12 protein-coding genes and 2 pseudogenes are annotated in these 18,389 nt (G+C 59.8%); 7 read left to right on the plus strand and 7 right to left on the minus strand.

The features are described from left to right. Positions 1-241: 241 nt before the first annotated feature. The 4 genes from F758_RS0131895 to F758_RS49980 are packed head-to-tail and all read left to right on the plus strand — an operon-like array spanning position 242 to position 4,546. Positions 242-1,321 carry a pyridoxamine 5'-phosphate oxidase family protein gene (locus tag F758_RS0131895; protein ID WP_084305787.1) on the plus strand — a complete coding sequence of 360 codons (1,080 nt, stop codon included), beginning with the start codon at positions 242-244 and terminating at the stop codon, positions 1,319-1,321. Between the two features lie 10 nt (positions 1,322-1,331). After that, the gene (locus tag F758_RS46725; protein ID WP_024511700.1) at positions 1,332-3,023 is read left to right on the plus strand and encodes an FAD-binding oxidoreductase; all 1,692 of its coding nucleotides are present in this window, start codon (positions 1,332-1,334) and stop codon (positions 3,021-3,023) included. Continuing rightward, complete coding sequence (locus tag F758_RS0131905) at positions 3,020-4,372, plus strand: MFS transporter (RefSeq protein ID WP_198026610.1); 1,353 nt, start codon at positions 3,020-3,022, stop codon at positions 4,370-4,372. The genes F758_RS46725 and F758_RS0131905 overlap by 4 nt, the downstream gene beginning before the upstream one ends. Before the next feature lie 18 nt (positions 4,373-4,390). Next, entirely contained in the window at positions 4,391-4,546 is a 156-nt protein-coding gene (locus tag F758_RS49980; RefSeq protein ID WP_157450237.1) for a hypothetical protein, read from the plus strand. A 614-nt stretch (positions 4,547-5,160) separates the two neighbouring features. Here the strand turns inward: F758_RS49980 and F758_RS44950 are convergent. The 7 genes and pseudogenes from F758_RS44950 to F758_RS44970 all read right to left on the minus strand — a co-directional run bounded on the left by F758_RS44950 (position 5,161) and on the right by F758_RS44970 (position 14,275). After that, a complete protein-coding gene (locus F758_RS44950) occupies positions 5,161-5,367 on the minus strand; it encodes a hypothetical protein (RefSeq protein WP_024511702.1) in 207 nt (68 codons plus the stop codon). A gap of 72 nt (positions 5,368-5,439) precedes the next feature. After that, the gene (locus tag F758_RS0131925) at positions 5,440-6,825 is read right to left on the minus strand and encodes a TolC family outer membrane protein (protein WP_024511703.1); all 1,386 of its coding nucleotides are present in this window, start codon (positions 6,823-6,825) and stop codon (positions 5,440-5,442) included. A 64-nt stretch (positions 6,826-6,889) separates the two neighbouring features. Then, positions 6,890-10,046 (minus strand): annotated as a pseudogene (locus tag F758_RS44955) (efflux RND transporter permease subunit). Between the two features lie 33 nt (positions 10,047-10,079). Then, a pseudogene (locus tag F758_RS44960) lies at positions 10,080-11,311 on the minus strand (efflux RND transporter periplasmic adaptor subunit). A gap of 72 nt (positions 11,312-11,383) precedes the next feature. Next, positions 11,384-11,635, minus strand: a complete 252-nt coding sequence (locus F758_RS0131940; RefSeq protein ID WP_024511704.1) for a hypothetical protein — start codon at positions 11,633-11,635, stop codon at positions 11,384-11,386. A gap of 234 nt (positions 11,636-11,869) precedes the next feature. Then, entirely contained in the window at positions 11,870-12,589 is a 720-nt protein-coding gene (locus F758_RS44965) for an outer membrane beta-barrel protein (protein WP_024511705.1), read from the minus strand. 60 nt (positions 12,590-12,649) lie between these two features. Then, positions 12,650-14,275: an outer membrane beta-barrel protein gene (locus F758_RS44970; RefSeq protein WP_024511706.1), complete on the minus strand. Its 1,626-nt coding sequence runs from the start codon at positions 14,273-14,275 to the stop codon at positions 12,650-12,652. 663 nt (positions 14,276-14,938) lie between these two features. On the opposite strand from F758_RS44970, the gene F758_RS49985 reads away from it, so the two are divergent. The 3 genes from F758_RS49985 to F758_RS0131965 all read left to right on the plus strand — a co-directional run bounded on the left by F758_RS49985 (position 14,939) and on the right by F758_RS0131965 (position 17,922). After that, complete coding sequence (locus F758_RS49985; protein WP_157450238.1) at positions 14,939-15,160, plus strand: hypothetical protein; 222 nt, start codon at positions 14,939-14,941, stop codon at positions 15,158-15,160. A 550-nt stretch (positions 15,161-15,710) separates the two neighbouring features. Beyond that, positions 15,711-17,213: a DUF4118 domain-containing protein gene (locus F758_RS0131960; RefSeq protein ID WP_198026611.1), complete on the plus strand. Its 1,503-nt coding sequence runs from the start codon at positions 15,711-15,713 to the stop codon at positions 17,211-17,213. Next, on the plus strand, positions 17,206-17,922 hold the full coding sequence (locus F758_RS0131965; protein ID WP_024511709.1) for a response regulator: 717 nt from the start codon (positions 17,206-17,208) through the stop codon (positions 17,920-17,922). The genes F758_RS0131960 and F758_RS0131965 overlap by 8 nt, the downstream gene beginning before the upstream one ends. The last annotated feature ends 467 nt before the right edge of the window (positions 17,923-18,389 follow it).

The raw sequence follows: 18,389 nt of genomic DNA on the forward strand, positions 1-18,389 counted from the left end.
TTTTGTCAGTCGAATGGACGCCGTCGCGTCCCAAAGGGAGTGCCTGCAATGTTACGCAAGACCATGATCGTCTTGGCTAAGGCTGCCGCTCTCACCAGCGCACCGACTGTCGAAGCGTTTGCGCATGGCGATGCAGTGGGCGCGCGTTTTCCCCGCTGCGGATGGTGCGCATTAAGTTGGTTACACTGACATCGCAAGCCGCCGCCCTTTTCCATGGGCAGCTGTTCGAGGTGGGATAAATATGAACCTGCACCGAGTATCTTTGGTTGACAGCCCAGCAAGTAATCCATCGCCTTCTGAGCTTGGCCACCCGCCGGGCCAGCCCGGTGGTCCGGCAAAGGTGAAAACCCCAAGCCTCCTGCCCGGCTCCGAAGGCGAGCACGCGCTGCAGGCGAAATATGCCTCCGAGGATCGGGCCAATACCTTTTATGCCCGGCAGGTCCTGAATTTTCTCGCCCCGCGAATGCGGGAATTCATCTCCCGGCAGGAGTTCATGTTCGTCGGCACCGCCGATCGTCACGGTGAATGCGATTGCAGCCCGAGATTCGGCGAGCCCGGCTTCATCCATGTGCTGGGGAACAAGCATCTCCTCTACCCCGAATATCGCGGCAACGGCGTATTTGCCAGCCTGGGGAATATTTCAGAAAATCCGCACGTCGCCCTGCTGATCCTCGACTTCTATCGAGATTCCATCGGCCTGCATGTCAATGGCAAGGCGCGCATCGTGCAGAGCGATGATCTCGAAGCCTTTGCCGACAAGCTGCCCAAGGATGTGCTGACCGAGTTGGCGAAGGACGGCAAGAGCCGGCCGAATAGGTGGGTAATGGTCGAGGTCGAGGAGGCCTACATCCAATGCTCCAAGCACATCCCGCTGCTAAAAAAGCTGGAGCGACCGATCGATTGGGGAACCGACAGCGTCGCTGCGAAGAAGGGGGATTATTTCCAGCTGAAGGACATCCCGCTCTATGACCGGATCGGTGGCGACCAGGCGATGGACATCGCCGTCGATCTGTTCCACCGCAAGCTCCTCGAGGACGACCTCGTCGGACGATTCTTCGACGATCTCGATGGGGTGGCTCAGCGGCTCAAGGAGAAATCCTTTCTCGTCATGGCCTTTGGCGGTCCGTACCAGTACAGCGGCGTCGAGCTGGTCAGCAAAATGGGGCTGGAGGCGCGGCATTTCGACCGGCTATCCGCGATCCTCAAGGAAACTCTGAAAGAGCTGAAGATCGGCGCCCCGGAAATCGAAGAGATGATGCAGGTCATCGAGACCACGCGCGAAGTCATCCTGAATCTCTTGGATCGCCAGTGCTTGCGGTGAGGAGCGCACCATGACCAGACGGGATGTCGATGGGAATGCAGGATCGGCCCCACCCGAACCGGCATTTTGGGAACAGCTATTCGCCGGCCTGCCGGCGCCGGTCACCGTCCCGGACAGTCCAGGCGGATCGGCGACACCGCAATCCGAAACTCTCGGATGTCGCCGCAGAACCTGGATCGATCGGCTGTTCGCGGGCGAGGAATCATATGCCGACTCGCCCGACAAGATCGTCATCCTGCAGAACGGCGTCGAGATCGAGGATGTGCCGATCGATCCGCTGGGCAGCTGGACCGTCGTCGGACGACATCCGCGTGCCCATATACAACTCGAGGCCTACAAGCTCGGCCTGTTTCACGCCGCCTTCCAAAAGAAGGACGGCAGGTTTTATCTAAGAGCGATCGATCTTGAATGCGGGACGCTTCTCGATCGAAAAAAGATCAAGGCGGGCGTGCCTGTTCCGCTACGGGATGGGTCTCTGGTCGACATCCCGGGCTATCAACTGCGTATCCGCCTTGCCAATTCTCCGGCCACCGCAGGGGAGGAGATTGTCGAGGCTGAGGAATTGGCGGAAGTTCCCTCCTATTTCTATGTCCCGCCCCCGGCCCCCTCAAGCCCAGTGCTGTCGAATCTCACCGAGAATCGCGCCACCATCGCGCTCTGGTCGGGCGGCGTCACGAGCTTGAAGGTGGCGGACATTATCGAGGAAACCGCCGACACCAAGACCTTTCGGCTCGTCGGCGAAAAGCCGCTCCTGTTCTCCTATCGACCGGGTCAGTTCGTGACCCTTCTTCTCACCATCGATGGCGAGTATATCGAGCGGTCCTACAGCATCTCATCGAGCCCGTCCCGGCCGCATGTTCTCGAATTGACTGTGAAACGCGTACCCGGCGGTCGTGTGTCGAACTGGCTGTGCGACCATGTCATGCGGGGGGAGCGGCTGACCATCAAGGGGCCGGCTGGAAAATTCAGCTGCTTCGATTGTCCGGCGTCAAATATGCTCTTCATCGGCGCCGGCAGCGGGATCACGCCGATGATGTCGATGAGCCGTTGGATCGCCGACACAACCGCCGATGTGGATGTGAAGTTCCTGGTCTCGTTCAAATCGCCTGCGGACATCATTTTCCGCAAGGAGCTCGAGCTCATCTCGGCTCGGCATACCTGTTTCCGCGTTGCCGTCACCCTGACCTCCGCCTCGCCTGGACGAACCGATTCTTGGACCGGCCTCACCGGGCGATTCGACAAGTCGATGATCCATGCGCTGGTCCCCGACCTCGATCAGCGGCACGTCTTCCTGTGCGGGCCCGAGTCCTTCGCCGCGGAGGTGAGGAGGATCCTCCAGGAGCTCGGCTTTGATCAGACCAAGCTCCATAGCGAGAGTTTCGGATCCAGCCGGGTTGCGAGAGGAGGCAAGCGTGTGCCGAAGCCACTGGCGCTGTCCGAACCGCGGCACCGTGTCCACTTCATCAAGAGCGACAGGACGGTCGAGACGGACGAGACAGTGACCCTTCTGGAGCTGGCGGAAGCCCACGGAATCGAGATGGATTACGCCTGCCGGACCGGCAGTTGCGCAGAGTGCGAGGTGAGCTTCACCGGAACGCTTTCCGAGAAACCGGAGTTCGAAAAGGACCGCCGGCGCAAGGAGAACGGGATCGCCTTTGCTTGTTGCAGCGTCGCCCTTTCCGATCTCGAGGTGGAAGCGTGAAAGACGGTGCAGCGGAGCAAACATTGATGCGGGGCCACAAGGTTGAACAGCTTGGGATAGCGACCGTCGGCTTTTTTTGGTGTTTCCTGATGTGGTTCTCCACGGCTACCTTTAGCCCAAGCATCGCGGCGACGTATCATCTCACGATCAAGGACCTTGGCCTGCTCGCCAGTTCGGCCATCTGGATGACGCCGGCCGGGCGCATCTTCGCCGGCTGGGCGTCCGATCGATTTGGCGCTCCGCGGACGTTCGCCGCAATCCTTGCCGGCTGCGGACTGGTTTCGATCGCGTCGGCTTTCACCACCAGCTACGAGCTGCTTTTCGCCGAGCGAGTGCTCGTCGCCATTGCCGGCGTCTCCTTCGTCGTCGGCGTCCAGCACGTGGCGCAATGGTTCGACGCCCACGAGATCGGCACCGCCGAGGGACTTTACGCCGGCACCGGCAATGTCGGTGCTGGCGTCGGCGCATTGTTCCTGCCGCGCATGTTTGGCACCGATTATCGGAGCGCATTTCTGTGGCTGGGTATGATCGCTCTCGTCATCGCCGCCTGCTATCTGTGGCGCGGTAGCTCCGCCAAGACCATGGAGCGGCGTGACGCGGTGCGGCGCGGCGGCGACCTGCGCGGAATGGTATTCGTGTGGACCCGCTATATCGCCATCGCTTTGATGCTGGCTTATGCGATGTCGTTCGGCTTGGAAATCGCTTTGAACGCTTGGCTGCCGGGTTATTTCGCCCGCGGCTTTCACAATGAGATTCTCGCGCTCGGCTTCAACGGCGTTGCCGGCATTCAGATCGCGGCCGGCACGTTTGCGGCCGTGGCATCGTTCAACGCGTCTTTGTTCCGGCCATTCGCCGGCTTCATGTCTGACCTCTTCCAGCGCAGGGGTTGGACGCCGTTGCCTTTCATTGCCAAGGAACTGTCCTACGCGCCGCGCCTGCATTGGCTGGCAATCGCGCTCATCCTGATCATGCTGTCGATGATCGGGCTGACCGTTGCCGGGCTTTACGGCTTTTTGCCCTGGTCGATCGCGGTGCTGGTGGTGCTCGGCATCTTTGTATCGTTCGGCACCGGCGGCACTTTCGCCCTGGTTCCGCTGCTCTTTCCGGACCGCCCCGGTATTGCCGCCGGCTTCATCGGCGGGATCTCAACCGTCGGCGGCATCGCCTATCCGCTGATCTTTGCCAGCAGCGCCAACGCCCACGTCGGATATCTCTACGTCTCGCTCTACATGTTCGCGCCGTTCATCATGTTCTACTTCTGGGCAGCGCGTTACGAGCGGAATCCGCAGGAGCATGGCCTGCTTGGCCGCGCTCTGGCCGGCCTGAGCTCCGCACCGAAGCCGTCGTGAAATTCTCCAGGAGATGCAATGAACCCCATTGATATTCGTGTCGCGCCGCACGAGCCTTGGTACAAATACGGCGTCGCCGTCCTGCTGTTCGAAATAGCCGTCGCCATCGCGGTCAGCGGCTACTCGCTGTATGTGACCTTTAACGGCCTCGGCGGCTTTCCTGGAGAGCATTAGCGCCACGCCATAACTGCCGGGCGGTGTCGCAGCTGGTGACTGTACACAACGGCGGTAGTCTATCTCTACCTCGATCGCGTTCGGGCCTGGGTTTCCACGCTCAGGACCGGGCGGGCTGCTCAAGGCGATCCCACCGCGCTTCCTGCTGAGTGAAGGAGATGATCAACGAGGGGAACGCAGAAAGCCCGCAAGCCGCGACACGCCAAGCCGTGGCGTCGCGCGTGCATCCTGGAGCGCGGCTTCGGACGACGGGCAATTGCCGCTACGACGGCTTAGGCGGTCTCGTTCTCCAGGGCGTGTTCAAGCCGGAGCCGCCCCGCCATCGGCTGTGAGCTGCCTCCATCTATTCTATTAGACCGAGGAGACTCGAAATGAACAGATTGCTCACCCTTGGCCTGTTAACCCGTTGGCCGGCGCTAGTGCCCTCCCGGCGTCGGCGACCGATGTCACGGAAGCGGAATTGATGCAGGCCGCGACCACGCTGGCGCGGCAATATGACGCCAATGCCGCCAGGAATCCCGGCGGCATGGCCGCGCTGTACGCCGCGGATGGCATACGGGTCGCACCGTCCGGCTCGATCGTGCGTGGCCGGCAGGCCCTCACGACCTATTATACTAGTTCGATTTCTTGCCGGGTTTTGTCGGCTCGGCTGAGCGCGCATTGCCCCAGGGATCACATTTTTCAGCGGGAGCCGGGATTTTCTCCAACGCGGCCTTGTAATCCTTTTCGCTCACCCGCGGATGTGTCTCGACCGGAAAGGACTGTTTGATGCTCTGCTCGCCAAAATCCTGAGCGTGAGTGGACAAGGTGAGCGGCGACATAGACGCCATCGCCACGGCGAGAGTCCCTAGGGCGAGCCTTTCACGGATCATGTTTGTCTCCCTTCCAAGCCCTTACTGTCCCGACGGGGTACGCAAGCCGTGCCAGGCATCACGCACCTGATGATAGTGGACCTCCGGCAGATAATCCGGGGTATCCAGATTGAGGGTATGAACGTCGAGCCGTCCGACCGCGCTCAACAGCGTGTAGGATGCAATGATCCGATCGCGCTGGGCCTGGATTAGGCGCGATCGCGCGTTGGTCAGGTCCTGCTGGGCGTTGAGCACATCGATCGTGGTGCGCTGCCCGCCGGCAGCTTCGCGCCTCACTCCCTGCAGGGCGACATCGGCCGCACGCACCTCCGATTCGGCTGCAGTGAGCGCTATCTTGGTTCCTTCGTTGGAAACCCATGCACCCACGACCGCTGCTCGCGTTTGATCTCTCACATGCTCGAGGACCATGCGGCTCTGCGATGCCAGCTCCTTGGCCTGGCGTGTTTGTGATGCAGCCATGCCGCCGTCGTAGATCGGCAGATTGATCTGCCCTAGGATCGAGGCTTGATCCGTACCAAACGTTCCAAGCGTCGTATCAGATTGCTTTGACCGGCTGGCGCTCGCCTGCACCGCTACGGTCGGCAGCAAAGTGCCTTCCGCCACCTTGATCATCGTCTCGGCGACATCGACATCGTAACGTGCGCCAAGCACGGCTGGATGTTCGTGATAGGCGGTGCCGATCGACGCGTTCATGGTGATCGGCGATAGACGATCAACCGGCGCTGCTGCAGCCAGTTGCGACGGCGGAGCTCCGATCACCTGCGTGTAGAGTGCCTTGCTGATGTCCAGTGCAACTTCGGCCGCGTTGAGGTCGGCGAGCCCGCGACTCAGCCGCGCTTCCGCCTGGGCCGTGTCGGTTGGCGTGACGTCGCCCGCCGCCAAACGCCGCTGGGTGGTAGCTTGGATCTCGCGTAGCACATTTACGTTGGTTCGCTGTGATTCGACGAGCGCCTGATTGGCCAGCACATTCATATAGGCCGTAGTCGCATCCAGCAGTACGCCCTGCCCGGTATTGCGGAGGGCCTCGCGTCCGGACAGGACCTGAAATTCCGCGACGCGAACGCTGTTGGTGGCCTTGTTTCCGTTGAACAGCACCTGCGTCACCGTTAACCCGATCGTCCACGGACGGAGCGTCGTGCCTTCAATCGAGTTGTCCGGCAGGGTGTTGCGAACGGCCTGGAGACCCACGCTCAAACTCGCCACGATTTGCGGCCGGTAGCCGGAAAGCGCTTGCGGCACGTTTTCATCCGCGCCGCGCTGCCGCGCGCGATCGGCGTTGAGCTGCGGACTGGACTGATAGGCTCGCACCAGCGCTTCCGGCAGAGTCTCGGCCACGGCGCTTTCGACTGTCGCGAAGCCAATGAGCGCGGCAAGGCAAAGCGACGACCTCGCCAGCCGGCGGCCCATCTCGTCCGATCGATGGAGAGGTTTAACCCCACTCACAGCTCACCTCGACCTTAGCCATCTCTCGTCATTCCGCCGGTGCAAATTGTCCTTGCGCGGCAATGCCGGACTGGCGCCGCCGCGAGAACATTGAAATCAAAGCCGGCAACGTGATCAGGATCACGATCGGGGCAAGCATCATTCCGGCCACCACCACGATCGCGAGCGGCTTCTGAACCTGCGAACCGATTCCGGTCGAGAGCGCTGCCGGCAGCAAGCCGATACCAGCCACGACACAGGTCATCACCACGGGCGCAGTTGCAGTTCGCCGGTGCGCAGGATGGCCGCGGCGCGATCCATCCCCTGGTCGATGAGCTGATTGTACTGTGAGAGGATGATGATCCCGTCCATCACAGAGATGCCAAACAGCGCGATGAAGCCTATCGCCGCGGAAACGCTGAACGGGATCCCGAACACCAGCAATCCGAGGATCCCCCCGAGAACCGCCATCGGGATCACGCTCATGGTGAGGACGGTGTCGATCACCGAACCGAAGTTGAGTCAGATCAGCAGCGCGATCAGCGCAAGGCTGATCAGAACGACAATCGAGAGCCGCCTGATCGCGTCCTGCAGATTGCCGAATTCGCCCACCCATTCCAGATGCGATCCAGGCGGCAGCTGCACATTGGCCGCGACCTTCTCCTGGGCCTCCTGAATGGCGCTCCCGAGGTCGCGCTCGCGCACCGAGAATTTGATCGGCAGATAGCGCTCCTGCTGTTCCCGATAGATGTAGGCGGCCCCTGAAACCACCTTAACTGTGGCAACCTCGCTGAGCGGCACTTGCGTAATGCCGTTCGGCCCCTGTGTGCCTATTCTGAGATTCCGAATCGCCTCGGCGCTACGGTGATATTGAGGGGCGAGGCGGACGATGATCGGGAAATGCCGATCGCTACCCGATTCATAGAGGTCGCCGGCGCTGTCGCCGCCGATCGCAGTACGTATCGTCGTGTTGATGTCGCCCGGTGACAGGCCGTAGCGCGCGGCCCGCGCACGATCGACGTCGATTTGGATCGTCGTCTGGCCAAGCGAGGTGAAGACGGCCAGATCGGTGATTCCCTGAACGGTTGCAAGCTGGGCCTTGATCTTGTTCGCCGTATCAGTCAGCGCTTGCAAATCACTACCGTAAAGCTTGATGGAGTTTTCGCCTTTCACGCCGGAGACTGCTTCCGAGACGTTGTCCTGCAAGTATTGCGAAAAATTGAATTCAACGCCGGCAAACTTGTCCTGCAACTGCTTAAGCAGGCTCGCGGTCAACTCGTCCTTGTCCTCGTGATCCGGCCACTCCTTCGCGGGCTTGAGCGGTGCAAAAAATTCCGCGTTGAAGAAGCCGGCTGCATCGGTGCCATCGTCGGGCCTGCCATGCTGCGACACAACCGTCCCCACTTCCGGACGGCTTGCGATCAGCTTGCGCATTTCGTTCACATAGGAGTTGCCTTCCTGCAGCGAGATGGTCGGTGGAAGAGTAGCCCTGACCCAGAGATTTCCCTCTTCCAGCGTCGGCAGGAATTCCAATCCCAGAAAACGCACGGCGAACGCCGTCGCCACGATCAAAACCGCGCCGCCCGCCAACACTAGGCGCCGGTGAGCGAGCGAACGCGCCAGCGCCGGCATATAGAGCCGATGCAACCAGCGCATCAGGAACGTCTCGGTTTCCTCGACATGAACGGGGAGAATGATCGCGCTCAGCGCCGGTGTGACCGTAAATGTCGCCAACAAGCCGCCGGCGAGGGCATAGGCATAAGTCCGGGCCATAGGGCCGAAAATATTGCCTTCGGCGCCGCTTAAGGTGAACAACGGCAGAAACGCCGCAATGATGATGGCCGCCGCGAAGAAGATCGACCGCGAGACGTCTGCCGCCGCAGTCAGAATCGCATGGTGCTTCATGCCAATGATGGTGTGGCCGGAGATCGCTGCCTGTTCCCGTTCGGACAGCACTTCGGTGTGCGCAAGGCGGCGGAAGATCGCCTCGACCATGATGACGGTGGCATCGACGATCAGGCCGAAATCGATTGCGCCGACCGAAAGTAGATTGGCCGACTCGCCGCGCAGCACGAGTATACCGACTGCGAAAAACAGCGCGAACGGGATCGTCGCTCCTACAATGAACGCGCTACGCAGATCGCCCAAGAAGATCCATTGTAGCAGCACAATCAGGACAATGCCGACGACCATGTTCTCGATCACGGTCTTGGTCGTGGTCTCGATCAGGTCCTTGCGATCATAGATGCGTTCTATGCGCACGCCGGGCGGCAGGATCGTGGAGTTGTTGATCGCCGCGACGAGTTGCTCAACCCTCGCAATCGTCGGCGAACTCTGCTCGCCGCGGCGCATCAACACAATGCCCTGGACAATGTCGTCATCGTCGTTCTCTCCGGCGATCCCAAGCCGCGGCTCCTCGCCGACCGTCACCGTAGCGACGTCCTTGACCAAGACGGCCGTGCCATTGTTCGAGGCAACCATTGTGTTGGCAAGCGACGCGATCGAGCGAATCAGGCCGACGCCGCGGACCACGGCCGACTGCGACCCGATATCGACGGTGTTGCCGCCGACATTAACGTTCGAGTTGCTGATCGCCTGCAGCAATTGCGGCAAGATCAGTTTGTTGGCGACCAGCTTGTTGAAGTCGACCTGCAACTCATAGGTCTTGGTCCGGCCGCCCCACCCCGTCACATCGATAACGCCGGGCACGGTGCGGAAGCGGCGTTGCAGGACCCAATCTTGCAAGGTCTTGAGATCGAGCACCGAATAGTTAGGCGGCCCGACCAGGCTGTATCGGTATATCTCACCGATCGGGCTAACCGGAGATATCTGCGGCTGAGCGTTGTTGAGGAGCGACGGCAGCTGCGACAGGCGGTTCAACACCTCTTGCTGCGCCTGCTCATGGTGTAGTCGAAGGAAAACTGCAGCTTGACGTCCGACAGACCGTAAAGCGAGATGGTCCGGATAGTCCTCATATTCTTCATGCCGGCAACCTGCGTCTCCAGCGGAATGTTGATGTAGCGCTCGATCTCCTCGGCAGACAGCCCCGGGCTTTGTGTGACGATGTCGACCATCGGAGGCGTCGGATCCGGATATGCCTCGATGTTGAGCTGCTGAAACGCGACAAGCCCGCCGATGATGATGGCTGCAAAAAGTCCCACCATCAGGAACCTGCGACTGACTGCAAACGCGACAAGACGGTACATTCGATCCGCGCCTTGGAAAAACTTGTTCTCGGACTAGCTGCCCAAAGTGGCCGCGCGGTCGATGAACAGACTTCCCCTGGTCACCACTTTTTCTCCGGCCTTCAGATTGCTGCGAACCTCCACCAGATCGCCGTTGGTAAGGCCGGTCTCGACCTCGCGAAGCTCGATCGAGTTGTCGTCATGTGCGACACAAAGCCGGACATGCTCGCCCTCATAGATGAGCGCCTGCTTCGGCACACCGACCGAGGGATGATCGCCGCCGGTATAATAGCCACATTCGCAAACATCTCCGGTTTGAGAACGCCATCCTTGTTGTCGATCGTTGCGCGGACCAATAGGCGGCGGGTCGACGGATCAATGGCTGCGGCCACGTAATCGAGCTGCGCCTCGAATTGGCGGCCCGGTAGCGCGAGCAGAGAAAAGGCGATGTGCTGACCGACCGCGACATCCGCGGCTTCCCTCTCGCGGACGAAAGCCACCAGCCATAGGGTGGAAAGATCTCCGATGACATAAACGGGATTGGTAGCGCCACTGTTGATGAACTGACCTGGTCCGACCTTCCGCTGCACGACCGTTCCCCCGATGGGCGAGTAGATCGATGTCTCCGCACTGATCTGGCGCGTGTCCTGGAAGGTCTTGATCTGCTCTTCCGAGCGACCGAGAATTCTCAGGCGGTTGTGAGTGGCTTCAACCGCTGTTTCCGCCGCACGCATATCGTCCTGCGCGGCAGTCAAATCAGCCTGCGCCTGCTGCCAATCCTTCAGCGGCACCGCTTTCCCGGCGTAGAGGTCGTCCTGGCGCTTCTCGACGATCCGCGCCAGATCGAGCTTGGAGCGGGCAGTATTGAGCGTGCTCAACGCCGAAGCAAAGTCGTTCAGCGCCTGCACGGTATCGGTCGCCTCGACAACGAACAACGCCTGACCACGTTGGACCATGTCGCTTGGCTTCGCCAGAAGCTTTACGACGCGACCCGCATAAGGCGAAAAGATGGGCGTCGAGATATCCTCATCGACCGCGATTTTGCCTTCGGCCACGTGCTCCGCACGGAACACATGCTCGGAAGCTTGCTCCACCGTCACGCTCGCCCATTCGATCGGGGTCGCGATGTAACGAGGCAGCTTTGCTTTGGCTTGACTTGATGTCTCGGTAAGTCTGTCGCGCGGTTGCAACAGCCTGCCTCCGACGACCGCGCCCAACCCGACCGCGACGGCCAGCACCAGCACGATAGCCGACCGCTGCCACGTCCAGGGCCTGACAATGTTCATATTGAACACATGCACATTGGTTCACGCGCCCGTTCCTTTTGCCAGGACATGCCTCCCCCTGCCCTCTACTCTTCACTCTTCGACCGGAGCACGCCACATCGGCGCCTTCGGCCCACCGTAATAACGGATCGCGCCGAGATGGGGCGTCCCTGCGAGCGACGCCTGTGCAGCGCGCGCCTGCCTGCTCCACGCCCGATGGTCGGCGACATGCTTAAAATGCCTGGCCGCCGCTTCGCCCGGCGTGCCGGTGATAGTGACGAGCGCTCCGAACAGGATGTATCCTATACGCGCATGCATTTTCGAAATGTACCGAAGCTTGCCCATGCCACACCTTTCAACTCTGCCACATCGGGTATTTCGGACCACCGTAGTAGCGCAGATGGCCGCTCCGTTGGCTCCCAGTCTCCGCTCCCAAATCGCTGACACAGCCCGCAGCAGCCGCGCATAGCGCCGCAACCGCGACAATCACCCCGATTTTTCGTCTCACGCCAGCCTTAGTCATTGTTCTCCCGTTCGAGCCGACTGCGCCTGAGCCATCAGACGCAGTCATTTCATCCGTCAGTATTTGGCGAACGCTGGACCGCCGCCGAACTTGAAGTCGAGGCCCAACAGTACGGTCGAATACGTGTTGGCGACGTTGTACGGCAGCACGCCGTTAGTCGGGGCGTCGCGGTGATAGGTGCCGAGATCGTAGTAGCGATACTCGAATTTGCCGATCAGGTTGTCCCTGATCGCGTAAGCAAGGCCACCGCCCGCGGCGAGGCCACTGCGGTGAGCAGTGAACTGATCTACGCCCGCGCCCGGATTGGTATTGGTGTGCTCGATATCACCGGTGGCCCAGCCACCGGTGAAGAACAGCAGCAGCCGATCGACGGTGATGCCGCCGCGGGCGCGCAAGCTCGCGACCCAACTGAGCTTGTTGGCGTCGTTCCAGCCCAAGGCGAAATTGTCGTTGCCCTGGATGTTGGTCCCTGCGCCGTCAACTTCGACGCCGAAGACGAGGTTGCCGCTTTGCCAGTTGTAACCGATTTCGCCGCCGCCGAACGGCCCATGCGACTCAAAGTTCGCCGTGAAGTCGGCAAAGCCAGCGGGACCGGTCGCGTTGTTGACATTTTGATTACCGAAACCATAGCCGCCGAAGCCGCCGACGTAGAAGCCGCTCCAGTCGTAAATAAGAGGCGCGCGCAACGGCGCCTTTACGGCAAGGTCGGCCGCGAACGCTGGCGTCCCCAGAGCCAATGCACCGAGCGCGACGGTGGTGAGAGGGATGCGTTTCATTTGTTAGCCCCTATTTGAATTGTTCGTATTCCGACGGCTGACGCCGAGAGCGTTGCCAGCTCAGAAGTGAATGATGATATCGGCCGATCCGATCAGAGCGGTACTCTTGTTCGGCAAGATGCCGAGGTTCGAGTTGCCGTTGAATGCCGGCGCGTCGAGCGAGCGATAGAACGAGATCTCGGGACGGATCTCGATTTGCGGCGAGAACCAGTGCTGCCAGCCGATACCCGTCTCGACGTAGCGCGTCTTGACACCGGTGCGCTGTCCTTGCTTGTCATCGAAAAATTCGAATCGATAACTGATGTTATCCAGCGGCGTCGGCTTGTAGTTCAGATACATCAGGTAGGTCTGCACGTCGGCTGTGCAGGAGAACTCTGTTGGATTGCTGCACTGCGCGAGGAATGGCGAGTTGAACGGCATGTATTGCGGCGAGAACGGCGTGCCGCCCGCCTGGTACGCCGCGAGAGCTGCCGGATTGTTGATATTCAATACGTTGCTTTGATGCTCGTTGTACGTCTCAAACGAGATGTGCCACTGATCATTGAACTTGTGATAGTAGGTCAGCCCATACCATTGCAGGTTGTTGTAGCCCCATGTTCCGTTATTGATGCCGTTTGCGATGACGTAGATGCTATCGTTCCCGCTATCGGTGGTATAGCGAACCGCGGCGCTTGCGCTCGGCTGCGCGCCGGGATCTTTCAGCATCGTGTTGTCAGGGAAGAGAGGGTTCGGAAACGGATTTGCGATCTTGGCGCCCACGTGCCAAGGCATCGCTTCGGTGCCGACCGAGAAGCCAGCCTGCACCATCCAGTTCTTGTTCAGCGCGAGCGAGGTGAGAATGCCGGTGTTGGTGAAGGAGTCGAACGTATACGTCATCGAGTGCGAATACATATAGTTGTTTGGCGCCAGCTGAGCCTCGATGTCTGGGATCGCGATATAGCGACCGAAACGTATCATGAGGCCCTCCATCACTTGCGGGATAAACACCTCGCCATAGGCCATCGGCAGGTCATAGCCGTAGTTCTTGTTCTGCTTGAGAAGCTGATTGCTCCACAGGCCAAAAGCAGTCGTATAGCGATAGGTCTCGCCAAACATCGGCGCGATGCGGAAGCCCCAGTCGACGTGATCTTTCTGCACCGTGTCAGGCAGACGCTCGATGTAGAGCACCGTCTGATCGAGCTGCACCGTATTCGGGTTGTAGTCGTAGGCCGCTGGAGCGTTGCCGCCGCGCACCGTGTTGTTGCTCAAATTGCCGCCGGCATTGATCCAGCCGTAGATCTGGATGTGATTGTCGTTGAGCGCCTGCCCAACGGCGGTGTTGCCGAGCGCCACCATCAATGGGCTGTCGGCCGAGCTCGGCCTGGTCACGCCCAGGCTCGTCGTACCCCCGTAAGGCCATTCGCTGAATGGCATGGGCGGTACCGACTCCGGCGTCGTCGGCCAGTAGCCGCGGCGCGATGGCGGCGCTTTGGGATCCGACGGCGCCGCCTCATGCCCCCATTCAAGCCGATAATAGTTGATGAATCGGCTGACGAAGTCGTCGCCCAAATAAGAGTCGAGACAGGAATAGTTCTTGTAGGGATCGCAATAGCTCTTCCCCATTGGCGGCAACGTGTCCCCCGCGTATGCGCCGTCGACCATGCTGATCGCGACCAGCGATACGCCCGCCAACAAAACTTTCTTCATCGTATTGCCCCAAGCTGTTGTTAAAGCACCCGTTGACGCTTCGCGCCCTGATCGAGCTTGGGGTGCTTTTCGTTTTGTGCCTGGGAAAAATCGATACAGTTTCCCGCGCGCTTTAGTTAAAATAAAGTAGTCTAAACGACGTATTCCGCACCGATTGCCTCGACAAACGTCAATTGCGCTGCGAATTGCCTAGTTCACCGGCGAAAAGAGATGACGTTTCGGTAATGACTCGCGGTGCGCCGCAATAGTTTTCGGAGTCGTGTGGCCTTTTGGTCATACGTTTTCGCGCTGCTCGCTATTTATTTGCTATGGAATTCGCGTTCATTGTCGATCGAAGATCTATGTCCGGACCCGTTAAGCTTCGACATCGGAGCGTGTTCGCTCCTGAGAGGCGAGACGATGAGTGTCAGGAAAGAGATTGCATTCGAATCGGCCACGATCGATCGGCTCGAGAACTTCGATCTCAATTTCTTGCCGAAGGATCTAACGAGGCAATGTCGAAGCCTGATCGAGAGCTATCATGAGGTGCACGGATTCGCGTGCCTGCCCGATATCCTTTGGAAATCGCGGCTCGGGCCCCTCATCGAACACCACAGCGAACTTCGCCAAAGTTTGAGAAAAGCGTCGACGACGCGAAGCGCGAAAACGTCCCACGAGTGTTTTGTGCAAATCGCGACGACGATCCTGTCGATCGAGATCTTGGCCTCAAGCTTTGCCGGCTGGGGCGCCATCTATCCCGAGGCGGCCGAGTTTGCGCGCGAGATACTCAAGCGCAACAGCGGTGGCTCGCACATGCCGCTGATGGAGTTTTATCTCTATCCGCCCAAATATATCAGCTCAGCCGCAGTCGCGACGCTTGCGCTGCCTGCACATCGCCGCTCCTGAGAGGCGGACCTTTACCGTGCCTCCAGGCCGGAGCTCTCTGGAAGAAAAGCAGGCACTCAAGTGGTCATTGCGATTCGTGACACGCGCGATCGCCACTTGTCTTCAAAGCCAACGGCCGCGGCTGTACGGACTCGGAAAATGTCGAGCCGTCATCTTTCGCAAGTCCACTCCAGCGGTGCTGCGAAGCCTTTCCGGAATTGCTCGCATCCCCCGTAGAAGTCCCGTTATTTGGCAACATCGAAATGCCAAATGACTATTACTTTTATATTTTCGGACCGCATCAAAGCCGATAAAAAGCGGCGGAGACGGCCCGTTGGGCCTGGTTTCCGAAAATTGTTGAATCTCGGGGCGCCGCCCTGCAGAGATCACTTTTGGTGGGCCGCGCAGACCGCCGTTCGGGTCCGTTTTCTGCGAAACCGGTGGTTCGAATTATCATATGTCTCTGGTTGGAATATTCGCAAAGAAGCGGACAACGCCGATTGAAGGCGAGAACCGCGCCCCGCCCCGGGATCAAAAGCCAGGGCTGCTAGTAGCCGTTCGCGCACAGATCGTGCCCTCCCTCATGTCGATCATGGGGGTTGCGTTCGTCACAGTCTCGTTACTGATTCTTGACCGGAAGGCTGCGGTCACGCTGGTCCCGATTACCTATTTGATACCTGTCATTGCCGCGGCGACCCAATGGGGAATCTGGCCTGCCATCGTTGCGTCAACTGCGAGCATGGCGGCCGCAGACTTCTTCTTCTTTCCACCGATCTACAGTTTCCAAGTTGAAGACCCGCAGGATGTCATCGATCTCCTCTTGTTTCTCGTCGTCTCGCTGGTCAGCAGCGATCTCGCCGCCCGCTTGAAGCGCGAGACCGACATGTTGCGGCTACGGGAAACGGAGATTCAGAAGGTTTATGAATTCTCGCGACGCCTAGCGGCCTGCTTCACTATCAGCGATCTGCTCGCAGCGATCCAAGTTTATCTCTCGCGTAATCTCGGACCGCGCGCGGCCTTCTTCGTCGCCACGGCTGACGGCCGTTTCGACGCGCCGGAAGCAGAGACGGCACCCAAGGCCGTGCTGGAGTGCGTGGCATCGATGGCCGCGGCGGCTGGAGCGTTCGGGCGCGCCATCGTCGACTCCGCCACCCAGGAAGTCTGGCTTTTGCGCACGGTCTCCTCAGGAACCACCGTACATGGCGTGATCGTCATCAACATTGGCGCGGGGTCGAGCGAAACGACCAAGGCGAAAACGCAGGGCATCGAGGCGATCATCGAGGAGGTCTCGTTGACGCTGCAGCGGCTTGACATCGGCAAGGCCATGGAGGACGCGCGGTTGCATCTGCAGGCCGAGCTCTTGCGTGACGCATTCCATGGTACGCTGTCACACGAATTGTGCTCACCTCTGGCAGCCATTCGGGGCTCGGCCAGCGTTCTGGCATCGGTCCCGATCGTTCAAAGGGACGTGCAGGCGCGATCGTTGGTGGACGCAATATCGGAGGAGATCACGCAGCTCGACGGCTATATCCAAAATCTGCTGCATGCGACACGCGTCACCGCCGGCGGCCTGAGGCCGCGGCTGGAGTGGGCCGACCCGCGCGACATCATCAATGCGGCCATCAAGCGAACCGCGCGCCGGCTTCAGGCCCACAAAATTGCCTCGGCCTTTGACGAGGAATTACCGCTCGTTAATGTCGATTCCGCCCTCATTGAGGAGGCGTGCGGACAACTTCTACAGAATGCCGCGAAATTTTCTCCTTCGGGTTCGACGATTGAAGTCGGAGTACATTCCAACCGAGGGCGAGTGACACTCACAGTTTCCGACCAAGGCGTCGGTATCACGCCGGATGAACTGCACGAGCTCGGCCACCGCTCATTCCGCAGCAAGCGTCACCAGGCAAGCGTGCCGGGCTCTGGCCTCGGTTTTTGGATCGCCTCCACCTTCGTCAGGGCGAATGGTGGCACCATCACAGTTTCGAGCCGAGGGCACGGCATGGGCACAACAGTTTCCATTGCACTGCCCGCATCCCAATCAACCATTCCGAAGCTGACTGCGCTAGACAATGAGTAAGCCCGCTAATGTCGTGCTGCTGATCGACGACGAACCAAAAATACGGCGTTTTCTACGCGCCGGATTCGAACTGAACGGATACGTGGTGCTGGAGGCGGAGAATGCCGCCGAGGGGCTGAAGATGGTGACATTCAGCCCACCCAACATTATCATTCTCGACTTGAACTTACCGGACCTGCACGGAATCGAGGTCCTGGAACGGATCCGCTCCTGGTCGAATGTTCCGGTGATCGTTCTTTCGGTCGTCGCCAACCAAGATGAAAAGGTCCGTCTGCTACAGGCGGGCGCCGACGATTACGTCGTCAAGCCGTTCGGCATGGCCGAGTTGCTCGCGCGCGGCGAAGCCGCGCTGCGGCGCTATTTCAAGACCGCAACCGAAAGTCCCATTGTCGTCGCCGGCCCGCTTTCGGTCGATCTCGCCACCCGCACGGTCTCGCTGAACCAGAATTCGGTCAGGCTAACACGCAAGGAATATCGGCTGCTGCATGTCCTGGCCACGCATGTCGGCCTCGTCGTTACGCACGACAAGTTGCTCAAGGAAATCTGGACCGGCAATCAGCGCGATAACATCCAATATCTTCGTATCCTTGTCCGCAAGCTGAGGCAGAAGATCGAGACCGATCCCAACCACCCTCGGCTGCTGACCACCGAATCCGGCGTCGGCTATCGGCTGCAGAGCCGCCTGGAACCAACGCCGACCGACGGTTAGCCATCATGCTCTGTTTCTCGCCGCCGAGATTCATTTTACGTCGCGGTTTCCCGCAACGGAAAAAAGGCCAGAACTGCAGGCCCTGGGAGATCCGCCGCAAGCGGGAAACCGTTACGCGTGCAATTATGGGAGGGCGGCTTCCGCTCATACCGGCAAGCCGAACGCGCCGGCCCTAGCGCGTTGGACGATTTCCTCAACGGCCTCTGCATGGCTTCAACTCCGACTCGCGCCACTTCGTGCTTCGCGGGACCGACGCATCGCGACGCTCGCCCGGCGGTCCAAGGAATAACAATTATTTAACTACAGTATTTCTGCGACCAAAGATGCAGCCGTAACTTTCATTGTCAACGCTTTAAAAGGCGAGGATGAAACATCGACGTGCGCTCGCGCGTTGCGGCCGCGATCGCCAAGGCGAGTGCTTTCGTCGACGACGGCTGGCAGTATCCATCGTGGCCCCGACGGGACGC

This window comes from Bradyrhizobium sp. ARR65, from assembly GCF_000472385.1.
Lineage (GTDB): Bacteria > Pseudomonadota > Alphaproteobacteria > Rhizobiales > Xanthobacteraceae > Bradyrhizobium.